Origin of the sequence: Paenibacillus sp. 7516 (assembly GCF_002272715.1) — a bacterium.
Lineage (GTDB): Bacteria > Bacillota > Bacilli > Paenibacillales > Paenibacillaceae > Paenibacillus > Paenibacillus illinoisensis_A.
In genome coordinates this window covers 156,099-168,192 of the sequence record NZ_NPBI01000009.1, presented here as the reverse complement: position 1 = coordinate 168,192, position 12,094 = coordinate 156,099, and the positions used below count along the sequence as shown (strand labels likewise).

8 protein-coding genes are annotated in these 12,094 nt (G+C 47.1%); 7 read left to right on the top strand and 1 reads right to left on the bottom strand.

Translation table 11 applies throughout. From position 1 onward, the window contains the following. The first annotated feature begins 122 nt into the window (after positions 1-122). On the top strand, positions 123-377 hold the full coding sequence (locus tag CHI14_RS09870; RefSeq protein ID WP_024629045.1) for an AbrB/MazE/SpoVT family DNA-binding domain-containing protein: 255 nt from the start codon (positions 123-125) through the stop codon (positions 375-377). 97 nt (positions 378-474) lie between these two features. Here the strand turns inward: CHI14_RS09870 and CHI14_RS09865 are convergent, their stop codons facing one another. Further along, positions 475-1,398: a serine hydrolase domain-containing protein gene (locus CHI14_RS09865; protein WP_095288267.1), complete on the bottom strand. Its 924-nt coding sequence runs from the start codon at positions 1,396-1,398 to the stop codon at positions 475-477. Positions 1,399-1,863: 465 nt separating this feature from the next. Between CHI14_RS09865 and CHI14_RS09860 the strand changes: the two genes are divergently transcribed. From CHI14_RS09860 to CHI14_RS09835, 6 genes are all read left to right on the top strand, one after another. Next, complete coding sequence (locus CHI14_RS09860; RefSeq protein WP_095288266.1) at positions 1,864-2,628, top strand: alpha/beta hydrolase; 765 nt, start codon at positions 1,864-1,866, stop codon at positions 2,626-2,628. Between the two features lie 11 nt (positions 2,629-2,639). Beyond that, on the top strand, positions 2,640-3,599 hold the full coding sequence (locus CHI14_RS09855) for an ABC transporter permease (RefSeq protein ID WP_095288265.1): 960 nt from the start codon (positions 2,640-2,642) through the stop codon (positions 3,597-3,599). 18 nt (positions 3,600-3,617) lie between these two features. Continuing rightward, positions 3,618-4,520: a carbohydrate ABC transporter permease gene (locus tag CHI14_RS09850; protein ID WP_095288264.1), complete on the top strand. Its 903-nt coding sequence runs from the start codon at positions 3,618-3,620 to the stop codon at positions 4,518-4,520. A gap of 56 nt (positions 4,521-4,576) precedes the next feature. Then, positions 4,577-6,175, top strand: a complete 1,599-nt coding sequence (locus tag CHI14_RS09845; RefSeq protein ID WP_095288263.1) for a type 2 periplasmic-binding domain-containing protein — start codon at positions 4,577-4,579, stop codon at positions 6,173-6,175. A gap of 132 nt (positions 6,176-6,307) precedes the next feature. Then, positions 6,308-8,473: a beta-glucosidase BglX gene (gene bglX, locus CHI14_RS09840; RefSeq protein WP_095288262.1), complete on the top strand. Its 2,166-nt coding sequence runs from the start codon at positions 6,308-6,310 to the stop codon at positions 8,471-8,473. A 123-nt stretch (positions 8,474-8,596) separates the two neighbouring features. Next, complete coding sequence (locus CHI14_RS09835; protein ID WP_095288261.1) at positions 8,597-11,968, top strand: GH36-type glycosyl hydrolase domain-containing protein; 3,372 nt, start codon at positions 8,597-8,599, stop codon at positions 11,966-11,968. Positions 11,969-12,094: the final 126 nt, after the last annotated feature.

Below are 12,094 nucleotides of genomic sequence, written 5' to 3'. Positions count from 1 at the left end.
TCAAAAAAAAGGACAAAAAATGTTTATTTCCAGCAGGATTCGACAAAATCTTGGCGAATCTTTAAACATAGTACAATTGTACCTAGAAATTTAGAGTAAGATAGGAGAGGTGTGCCGTAGCTATGAAGCCAGCTGGAGTAGTTCGCAAAGTTGACCAATTGGGTAGGATCGTATTGCCTAAATCTTTGCGTAAAAGGTATCAAATGAATGAGGGAGATCCTGTAGAGATCTTAGTACAAGGGGACCATATCATTCTGGAGAGATACCGTCCAAAATGTATTTTCTGCGGATCGATGGAAGAAGTCAATGAGTTCAAAGAGCGTTACATATGCGCACAATGTCTAGATGAAATGACCCAGCTTCCACAGCACGGGTAAGTAAAATAAAGAAGTATCATGACCGATAAAGGCATGATACTTCTTTTGTTTTTTCAAAATGTTTTGCAAAAATACAATTAACTTATAATCATATAGACTAGCTTAATGGTTTACTTTCAAGATGCGGAAAGATATCGGACCAGATCAGGTCCAAAATGGCCTGCATGTTTAATTCGTCACTACTAACGGCAACTACAGCGTCCAATTCGGGCAGGACCACGCATAGTTGACCATAAGCCCCATCAGCACGGTATGCATTGTGAGAACATAGCCAAAATTGATATCCGTATCCTTGTCCCCAATCGCCTTCGCCCGGCGTCGTAATCTGGCGAGTTGTGGCTTGGTCTATCCATTCCGCAGGAACCAGCTGACTGCCTTTCCAATTGCCCTTCTGAAGCAAAAACTGTCCGAACCTGCCTAATTCCTCATTCGTAAGCTGCAAGCCCGCACAGCCTAATGTAATGCCCAGTGGAGAGGTTTCCCATTCGACGTTGTAAATCTCCAGCGGTTCAAACAGTCTGGGAATCAGATAATTTTTTACGGTCTGGCCCGAGGCTGCCTGAAACATGGCCGAGATCATAAAAGTATCGGCACTGCTGTATGTAAATGCTTCGCCAGGGACTCTGTCGATTGGAAGTGACATGTAATATTTAGCCCAATCTTTCTCCGCAAGCGTGGCCCGTTCCTCCGCCCAGAGCACAGGCACATCATGCCCTGAAGACATCCGCAGCAGATCATACAGTGTGAGATCCGCAGGAGAGAAGGCTGTTAGGTCAGGAGCAGGTGTTGGCCATGTGAAGTATTCTCCCAGTTTGGATTCGAGTGTGAATATGCCTTCTTCGAGTGCCAATCCTACAGCCATGCATGTAAACGACTTACTGATTGAATGCTGTAAGCGCCGCGTATCCTCAGTCCGATCCCACATTCCACGTGTTTCTCCATGCTGCAGAACACGAACCGACAGTACGTTTAATTGCTGAGCCTCAATATGATGAACAAAGCTATTAACGATGCTGGACATAACAACTTCCTTTCCATAAAAAAGACGATATTTTGAATTGGTGAAACGTTTCCGTAATCTGGAACCAAAATTAGGATTTATGTTAGTACAATCTGAAAGTGATGTCAATGAAAGATGTGCAAACGGTTACCAAAAGGGTGAATTTACACAAATAAAGTGCCTTTTGACGCAAATTTACACTTGAATAAGAAGTTTTTTGAGAAAATAACGCGAAATTTGTAAAAAGGTTATTGACAGGATTTACTCATCGGGATTATGATTTATTCGAAACGATTCGAAGAAATCGCTTCCAAGTAAAAAATGCTGTTTTTAAGTCCATGTGAATCAACGTTAGCTATGTTTTGAAACGATTCGAGAAAATCGTTTCGATAACCTAGTAGATTACGGGGGAATGGGAAGAAGTCACAGCAGAAAAGCAAGAGTAGAGAAAGTACAGGCAACAGCTGATGATGAAAGGGGTTCCATATGGCACACATCACGATCGAAACCGGATCGCCTACGTTATGCATGAACACAAGCATACACGTAGTGTCCAGTGACTCCGGAGAGACTTCAGGCGGTACGCTATATCTGCTGCATGGGGCAGGCGATAATGCGAGTACATGGCAGCGATTGACTACAATCGAGATGTACGCTGCACAATATGGCTGTACGGTCATCATGCCGGAAGCGAACCGAAGCTACTACACCGATATGGAGTACGGCCTGAATTACTTCCATTATATTACTCAGGAGTTGCCCGAGTTTTGCAGACGTCAGCTCAACCTGAACACGGATCCCGAGAAGACTTACATTGCGGGATTGTCCATGGGAGGATATGGTGCTCTGAAATGTGCACTGACTTATCCCGAACGTTATCGCAAAGTGGTTTCTTTTTCCGGAGTAACCGATATTCAGACCAGGCTTCATGATCCCCATATGCCACCCGGTATGATCAAGGAAATGAAAGCGGTTTTTGGAGAACGGTTACAGGTAAAGCCTGATCAGGACATTTACGCACTGTCAGCCAAATTGTTGGAAGAGGGCAGACCTTTGCCGGATGTGCTCAGCTGCTGCGGTGAAAGTGATCCATTTATTGAAATGAACCGCCGCTTCGCCGAGTATATGCAGGGAACTGCGTATCCGTTCCGGTATGTTGAATCTCCGGGAGCTCATGAATGGAGATTTTGGGAGCAGCACCTGAGAACGATGTTTGATTTTCTGTATAACGACAAGACCAAAGTAGAGTGAGGAGATGCAAATTGAAACCTGCAGCCGAAGGACCTAGCAAAAAGCTGAAGGGAAACTTGAAAGGGAATTCGCTCTGGAGTGAAATCTGGAAGCACAGAATGACGTACACCCTGCTTATCCCGGGGCTTGTCTGGCTAATCTTGTTCGCCTATCTGCCAATGGGCGGCCTGTCACTGGCATTTAAGGATTACAAGGCGAACCTGGGGATCTGGGGAAGTCCTTGGAGCGGATTTGAGAACTTCAAATACGTTTTCCGGGATCCCACGTTTATCGACGCGGTATGGCGGACATTGTATATCAACATTTTGAAGCTGATTATTCAATTCCCGTTCCCGATTATTCTGGCCCTGTTACTGAACGAACTGCGGATGCGCAGAGGGAAAAAGTGGTTCCAAACGATTCTTACGTTCCCTCACTTCCTTTCATGGATTATCGTATCCGGGGTTGTCATCAATGTGCTGGCGTATGACGGCTTGGTGAATAGCACGCTAGCATTGCTTGGATTGCCAACGATTAACTTCCTGGGTTCCGAATCCAACTTTGTACCGATGCTTCTATTAACAGATATCTGGAAATCAAGCGGATGGAGTGCCATCATCTTCCTTGCTGCGATCTCGGGTATCGATCAGGATCAGTACGAATCTGCACAGATCGACGGAGCTTCACGGTTGCAGCAAATGTTCCGCATTACGCTGCCGAACATCCTGCCGACCATCACCGTAATGTTTATCCTGTCTGTCGGTGGTTTGATGTCATCCGGTTTCGATCAGATCTTCAACTTGGCAAATGCCGCAACCAAAAATGTATCGGAAGTACTCGATGTATATATTTATCGGATTACGTTCCAATCATCAACCGACTTCTCGTTCTCGACAGCGGTCAGCTTGTTCCGTTCCCTTGTGAATATGATCTTGCTGCTCCTTGCTGACAGATTTGCGAAGCTGCTTGGCGGAGATGGGTTGTTCCGATAAGAAAGGAGGAAAAATGAAATGAGCAAGAAAGCTAACAAAAAGTCGAAGATTGGTACAGAACGAATGACGCTTCTGGATTACGTGATCTTCGCCATCTTACTTGTGCTTGCCCTGATGATTCTGATTCCGTTCTGGAATGTCATCATGATCTCGTTTGCAACACAGAAAGAATATGCCGACAATCCATTATTGATGTTTCCTAAAGAGTTCACTTTGGATTCCTATAAAGCACTGTTTGCGGACGGGACGATCCTTTCGGGGTACAAAAATACACTGATCCTACTGGTGATTGGCTTGCCTCTCAGTATGTTCCTGACAACAAGCATGGCGTATGGACTAAGTCGCAGCAACTTTCCGTTCAAGAAATTTATCTTTTTCCTAGTGCTGTTCACCATGATCTTCAATGGTGGTATCGTACCACTCTACCTGATCATGAAATCACTTCATCTGACGGGGTCACTATGGTCCGTTATTCTGGCGGGAAGCTTCAGTGCATTTAACATGATCCTGATGATGAACTACTTCTACACTTTGCCGGAATCGCTAATGGAATCTGCGCGACTGGATGGTGCAGGGGAGTGGAGAATACTGTTCAATGTCGTTCTTCCGCTCGCTACACCCATTATCGCTACGATCACGCTGTTCTATGGCGTAGCCTACTGGAATAGTTGGTACGATGCGATGATCTTCCTGCGAAAGGCAGATCAGTTACCACTGCAAAATGTACTTAGGACGATTATATCTACATCACAAACCAATGCCTCCAATGCTTCCAGCGTGGATGCAACGCAAGTCAGCAATTTCTCAATGGGGATGAAAATGGCTGCGGTATTTGTCACTATGGTGCCAATTATGTGTTTCTTCCCAATGCTGCAAAAGCACTTTGCCAAAGGGGTATTAACAGGGGCTATCAAGACCTGATTATACGTATAGGATTTTCGACTTAAAATTCTACTAAAAAACATGGGGGTAAAAGCATGAAGACGAACAAAAAGTTGTCTGTTAGATCCATTTTTGCCATCACGCTCTGTATGTTGATGTTGGTGGTGACAGCTTGTTCCAGTAGTAGTTCGGAGGGTAGCAACGAGAAGGATGCAGAGGGAAATTATACAGATAACCTGACCATCTCTGTAGCTAACCTTACGGAAGTAAAAAACGGGAACATGGATAATGAGTTCCATAAATTCTGGACAGACAAGTTCAATGTAACTTGGGACTACAACTATATTGACTGGGATTCATGGGGCGAGAAACTTCGCCTGTGGATCAACTCAGGAGATTTGCCGGATGTATCCGTATGGAACTATGTTCACGGTGATGCCTTGAACAATATTGATCAAGGGCTCTTCTACAAATTCCCGGATGACTGGAAGGAACGCTGGCCGAACGTGGCAGCAGCTTACAACTTGACAGGACTCGGAGATAAATTGGAAGAACTGACTGGCGGAACGTATCTCTTGCCTAGACCAATTTATTATGAGAACAAACCTGCTGATCCACTGACAAACCAAATCGGGGTTATTGCTCTCCGCAAGGACTGGGCTGAAGCGGTTGGTTTCGAGTTAAAAGATGCGTATACAACATCAGAAATTAATGAATATGCTGCCCTTGTGAAAGAAAAAGATCCAGGCAAAGTAGGCAGCAAACTTGTACCGCTGTCCTACAATGCAGCAGACGCTATGACAAACATGATTATGCCGAACAGCGTGCATGCCATGACGGATTCTCCGTTCTATAAAGGTGAAGATGGTCAGTTCCACTGGGGACCAGCAGATCCCGAGACGCTGACAGGACTGAAATTGATGCAAAAAGCCTATAAGGATGGACTGCTCAATCCAGAGTTCTACACATGGAAAAACAATGAAGGTCAAAACAACTTTAAAGTAACAGGTACTGCGGCAGTTACAAGTCTAGGTGGATTGGCTTCATACAGACAAGGTTTGGACACCGATATGAGAAAGAACCTGGGTGTAGATAGTGATGAGCTGGTACACACTGCAATCGTTCTTGGAGATGACGGGAAATACCGTAACTTGGAGCAAGCAAACTTCTGGTCCGCGCTGATTTTCAACCCTGAGATCAGTGACGAGAAATTTGAACGAATTATGGATCTGATCGACTACTCCGCGACAAAAGAAGGACAGCTGCTTATTAACATGGGCTTCGAAGGAACGGACTGGAAATATGATGAGAACAACGAACTGGTTAGCTTGTTGCCAGAAGGAACAGTTCTGGAAGACAAATACCCAGCACGCTTCGAAGGTCTGTATCTACTGGGTGACGACTTCAGTGTTGTAAACCCTGCTATTAAAAAGGATTACCGTGATAGAGCCGTAAAACTGTTCGAGGAAAAAGCAAAACTCGGTACAGAAGGTAAATCGCTCGCAACATACGACTGGGATGTCAACCTGTACGATTCCAAAGCTAAGAGTCAAGCTTCATTCGATTACCAGAACGAATATGCCAACCTGATCCTCAAAAGTGGAGATCTGGAAGCTAACTGGAAAGAATGGGTGAACAGCAAGATGTCCCTGGTTCAACCTTACCTGGATGAACTGAACAGCGAATTCAAGTAATCATTCAGTAGTTAACAAGATGGGACATGACAGGACGATCTGTCAGCCCACCATTCTGAACCCGGTGCGCGGTCTCTCCCCGAACGCAGCCGGGTTCTTTATTTCAACAACATGCAGTGGAGGATAACGGATATGAATAATGAGCAGTTGCTTGACCTGGTCAAACAGATGACGCTGGAGGAGAAAACGGCGCAGCTTCTTCAATTGACCGCCAATTTTTACGAAGGGACAGATGCCCAAGGCCAGATTACTGGACCGATGGAAGAAATGGGGATTACAGAGCAATCTGTCGTTGCCAGTGGCTCCATCCTGGGCTTGTCAGGCGCACAGGCCATTATTGATGTACAGCAGGCCTATCTGAAAAAAAGCCGTCTCGGTATTCCGCTGTTGTTTATGGCGGATGTCGTGCATGGTTTTAAAACGATTTTCCCGATTCCACTGGCGATTGGGTGTTCATGGGATACGGACTTGGCTGAGAAAAGTGCAGAGATTGCTGCACGCGAATCGGCAGTATCCGGTTTGCATGTGACATTTTCTCCAATGGTGGATCTGGTACGTGACCCTCGCTGGGGCCGCGTGATGGAAACGACAGGCGAAGATCCGTACCTCAACAGCCTGTTTTCGGCGGCTTTTGTACGTGGATATCAGGGCGACAGTTTGAAAGATGAGCCAGATCGTCTCGCTGCTTGTGTTAAACACTTTGCAGCATATGGTGCTGCTGAAGGCGGACGTGACTATAACACGGTAGATATGTCCGAGCGCAATCTGCGTGAGTATTATTTGCCAGCATACAAAGCTGCCCTGGATGCAGGTGTCGAAATGGTGATGGCTTCGTTCAATACAGTAGATGGCATCCCGGCGAGCGGTAATGAAAAGTTAATGCGTGACATTTTACGTGACGAGTGGGGCTTCGATGGTGTATTGATCTCGGATTGGGCTTCCATCCGCGAGATGATTGCGCATGGTGCAGCTGAAGATGATCGTGAAGCGGCATACCGTGCCATTCGCGCAGGCGTAGATATCGAGATGATGACCCCTTGTTATGTTAATCATCTGCCTGAGCTGATCCAGAGCGGAGAAGTGGAAGAGAAGCTTATCGATGAGGCTGTACTCCGTATTCTGCAGCTCAAAGAAAAACTGGGATTGTTCGACAATCCACTCCGTGCCGCTGACCCGGAACGCGAACGTGAGATTGTATTCTCGAAGGAACATCGTCAGGTATCCTACGAGCTGGCAACCAAATCGGCTGTTTTGCTGAAAAATGATAACAGCGTACTTCCGCTTCAGCCGGAAGCGAATATCGCATTGATCGGGCCTTTTGCCCAGAGTGAAGACATTCTCGGCTGGTGGTCTTGTGAAGGGGTGAAGGCGGATGCTGTCAAGCTGGGAACGGCACTGCAGGAGCGTATGCAGCATGGACAGGTTCACATGGCCCAAGGAAGTGGCGTTCACACGATCACCTCGGAACAAATCGCTGAAGCCATGGAAACGGCGAGTAAGGCTGACCTTATCGTTCTGGCTCTGGGTGAAGATTCTGAAATGAGTGGTGAAGGTGGTTCGCGTACCGATATTCGTCTGCCAGCAGCTCAGCTTGAACTCATCAAACAGTTGAAGACGACAGGCAAACCGATGGCTAGCGTGATTTTTAATGGTCGTCCTTTGGATCTGCATGGCGTGTTTGAAGAATCGGATGCTGTACTTGAAGCGTGGTTCCCGGGCAGTGAAGGCGGAGCAGCGATTGCTGATGTTCTCACAGGTGTAGTGAACCCATCTGCACGTTTGACGATGTCGTTCCCGCAGTCCGTCGGTCAGATCCCGGTGTATTATAACCATTTCAACACAGGACGTCCTCTGAACCCGGAGAAAACGGAAGAGCGTTATGTTTCAAAGTATATTGATAGCCCGAACGATCCACTGCTTCCGTTTGGCTATGGCTTGTCATACACCACGTTTGAATACGGTGATCTGGAAGTGTCCAGCCAGGAGATGAGTGTCGATCAACCGATCAGCATCCAGATTCGTGTAACGAATACCGGACAGCGCGCAGGTGTGGAGACGGTTCAACTCTATGTGCGTGATGTAACCGGTGAGGTAGTACGTCCAATGCGTGAGCTGAAGGGTTATACGAAACTTGCACTTGAGCCAGGCGAGAGCGGTACGGCTACATTTACGTTAAATGAGGAACAACTTCGCTATCATCATTCCGATCTGACTTATCGCAGTGACAAAGGGACATTCCAGATTTTTGTCGGCCCTAACAGCCGCGATACGCTGGAAAGCACGTTCAAGTTGGTTTAATGAATGCAAGTTACCATAAGTGAGTGATTGGATATTAGCATAAAAATGCAGTGGAGCTGCACTGCCTTCTTCATGGCTGCTTGGCAGGGGAAGAAGGCAGGATAGGAGGATATGAATAGATACATGAATACGATGACTAGATCGCAAATCAACATTCAAGCCGGCGAGCTGAACTTCACATTCTGGGAGAGTGGTGATCTGTTCCAGGCTGCAAGTGGACAGGCCATGATCAATCAATTAATGACAAGCCCGGTAGACGGGGCCTTGAATAATCTCTATTTGCGTTTTCATGATGAATCCAGTATTCGTTATGTTCCCATGCTTGGCATCCATTCCGAGAGCCAGGTTCATCAGGACGGAGACCACTTGGTGTGGGTGGGTAATGCGGAAGGGGTGACTTATCAGGTTGTTTTTGCACCGACAGCTCATGGAGTCTGGTTCTGGGATGTAACGGTTAACGGCCACGGGGAAAAAGTGGATGTCATCTACGGCCAAGACATTGGCATAGCTGACCCCGGAGCGGTACGAAGCAATGAAGCTTATCTTTCGCAATATATCGATCATGCCGTATTTGAGGATGACAAATGGGGTTATGTCGTAGCATCCAGGCAAAATCAACCCCAGGGCGGGGTATTTCCCTATGTGCAGCAGGGATCTCTAACTCGTGCTGCGGGGTATTCAACCGATGGATTCCAATTCTTTGGCTTAAGCTACAAAGAAACGAATATTCCGGAAAGCCTGCTTAAACCGTCGCTGGCAAATGAAGTATATCAATATGAATTTGCATATACTGCCCTTCAGTCAGAAACTGTGGTTTTGAATGGCGAAGCCCGCTTTGTATTCTACGGCCTTTTCCAGCCGAATCATGCGCCAGCCATTAAGGAATTGGAATATAAGGATGTGGTGGAACAAGCCTGGAACGAATATGAAGTGAAAAGTAAAGGAAACGGAGCTGCTGCAGCTACTTCTGCCAACGCTTTAGCTAAAGTTTCCCTGAACCCGACGCTGGGTGAGCCCCTTCGTACTTTGGCTATGTCTGATGACGAAGTCAATGCCCGCTTCCCGGCTTCAACAAGACATCAGGAAGAACGTGTCGATGGAGAACTGTTGGCATTTTTCACAGACACTTATGAGCACATCGTCCTCAAGGAAAAGGAAATGCGCGTGGAGCGTCCGCACGGTCATATTCTGATGAGCGGAAACAATGTGAAGCTGGGCGAGAATGTGATTACGACGACTTCCTATATGTACGGTATTTTTAACTCACACATCGTTGTGGGCAATACGAACTTTAACAAAATGATGAGCAATGCCCGCAGTGCGCTGAATATCGCGAAATCCTCCGGTCAGCGGATCTACGTGGAGATGGACGGAATCTTCCATCTGCTCACCATGCCTTCTCTCTTCGAGATGGGCTTCAACTATGTGCGCTGGTATTACAAAACGGATCAGGACACGCTGATTGTCACGAACTATACAACACTGGATACTCCTGAAATACGTTTGCATGTGAAATCGGAAAAAGGAATCGCTTATCGCTACCTGATCACCAATCAGATCACCATGAATGTGAATGAATATGAATTACCTGCCCGTGTCACCGAACAGAACGGTGAACTTCGCATTAAGGCGAATACGGACAGCCTCAGCGCCAAGGAATACCCGAATCTGGAATATCGCATGTCAGTGAGCGGAGCGGGAGTGAAAGTTGGTGATGAGACCCGACTGGCGAGTGGTGTGAATTCGGGTGACGGATCCATTTTCACCTTGCAGCTGGGGAGTACGGCTGAATGGACAATGACCATTCAAGGCCTGCTTGAAGGAGAGAGTGTGGTGTTGTCCACACGCAGCTTCGAGAAGGAAGTGGATGCTTATCGTGCCTTTTATGCGAAAGTCATGAACGGGTTCCATCTGTCGCGTCCTGGGAAGCCAAATGCAGAAGAGTTGTTCAAGGTCAATGCGCTTGCATGGTGGTATACCCATAATATGCTGGTCCATTACTCCGTTCCGCACGGTTTGGAGCAATATGGTGGCGCAGCTTGGGGTACACGGGATGTATGTCAGGGGCCGGTCGAATACTTTATGGCTACGCAGAAATATGAACAGGTCCGCGATATTTTGAAAATGGTGTATTCGCATCAGTATGAGGATGACGGCAATTGGCCGCAATGGTTCATGTTTGACCGTTATTTCAAAATTCAGCAGGAAGAGAGCCATGGAGATATCATTGTATGGCCGCTTAAAGTACTAAGTGACTACCTGATTGCGACCAAGGATTACTCCATTCTGGATGAAGAGGTTCCTTACACCGTTAAACATGGTTTCCATTTTAGTGAAGAGAAAGCATCCGTGCTGGAGCATGCGCAGAAAGAGCTCGAATATATCCGCAGCCACTTCCTGCACGATACATTCCTTTCCTCGTATGGTGATGGAGACTGGGACGATACACTTCAACCCGCGAATGCGCAACTGAAACAGTATATGGTCAGCAGCTGGACCGTTGCCCTGACGTATCAAACACTGAGCCAGCTATCCAGAGCACTTGTGCCTGTGAAGCCGGAATTAGCGGCAGAATTAAGCAGCATGGCTGCAGGGGTTAAAAAGGACTTCAACAAATACATGCTGGATACCGATGTTATTCCTGGTTTCGTATATATGGAAGACCCGGAGCAAGCCAAACGGATGCTGCATCCGGATGACAGTGAGACTGGCATTCAGTACCGTCTGTTGCCGATGACACGCAGCATGATTGCCGAGCTTCTGGAGCCTGAACAGGCGGCGTCCCACTATCGTTTGATTAAGGAAAAATTGTTCTGCCCGGACGGCGTGCGGCTTATGAACCGCCCAGCCCAATATGATGGAGGGGTAAGCACACATTTCAAACGTGCGGAACAGGCGTCCAACTTCGGTCGTGAAGTTGGCCTGCAATATGTGCATGCACATATCCGCTACATTGAAGCCATGGCGAAGCTTGGCAATCCCGAGGAAGTATGGAATGGCCTTGGCATCATCAACCCTGTGGGTATTCAGCAAGTCGTGCCTAATGCGGATCTTCGCCAGAGCAATGCTTACTTCAGCAGTTCTGATGGTAAATTTAGCAACCGCTATGATGCACAGGAGCAGTTCGATAAGCTTCGCACCGGTGATGTTCAGGTAAAAGGCGGGTGGAGAATCTATTCCAGCGGACCAGGGATTTACATGAACCAACTGATCTCGAACGCACTGGGCATTCGTCAAGAGGAAGAGGATCTCGTAATTGATCCCATCCTTCCGGCAAGTCTGGATGGCCTGCACTTTGATTTCCAATATAACGGCAAGAAAGTGACCTTTGTCTATCATCTTGGCGGAGAAACGGTAAAACGTGTGCTGCTGAGCGGCAAGGAAGTGGAGACGACGAGACTGCAGCAGCCTTATCGTCAGGGGGGACTGCGTATTTCACGTACAACCCTAGAACAAGGTCTGGGCGAAGGTAACGTGATCGAGATTTACAGTTAAACATTGCAGGACAACTCTGGGGATAACAGCGATCGAAAGATGATTTTGTAACCCAGGGTGTCATCAGATAAAGGTTAGTCCGTTTACCAAATATTCAAGAAGTCAGGTCCTCCAGCCCGGAGGGCC

Excerpts from the sequence above, each read along its gene's own strand:
- CHI14_RS09865 (WP_095288267.1), bottom strand. The coding sequence starts at position 1,398 with ATGTCCAGCATCGTTAATAGCTTTGTTCATCATATTGAGGCTCAGCAA.
- CHI14_RS09860 (WP_095288266.1), top strand. The coding sequence starts at position 1,864 with ATGGCACACATCACGATCGAAACCGGATCGCCTACGTTATGCATGAAC.
- CHI14_RS09850 (WP_095288264.1), top strand. The coding sequence starts at position 3,618 with ATGAGCAAGAAAGCTAACAAAAAGTCGAAGATTGGTACAGAACGAATG.
- CHI14_RS09870 (WP_024629045.1), top strand. The coding sequence starts at position 123 with ATGAAGCCAGCTGGAGTAGTTCGCAAAGTTGACCAATTGGGTAGGATC.
- bglX (WP_095288262.1), top strand. The coding sequence starts at position 6,308 with ATGAATAATGAGCAGTTGCTTGACCTGGTCAAACAGATGACGCTGGAG.
- CHI14_RS09835 (WP_095288261.1), top strand. The coding sequence starts at position 8,597 with ATGAATACGATGACTAGATCGCAAATCAACATTCAAGCCGGCGAGCTG.
- CHI14_RS09845 (WP_095288263.1), top strand. The coding sequence starts at position 4,577 with ATGAAGACGAACAAAAAGTTGTCTGTTAGATCCATTTTTGCCATCACG.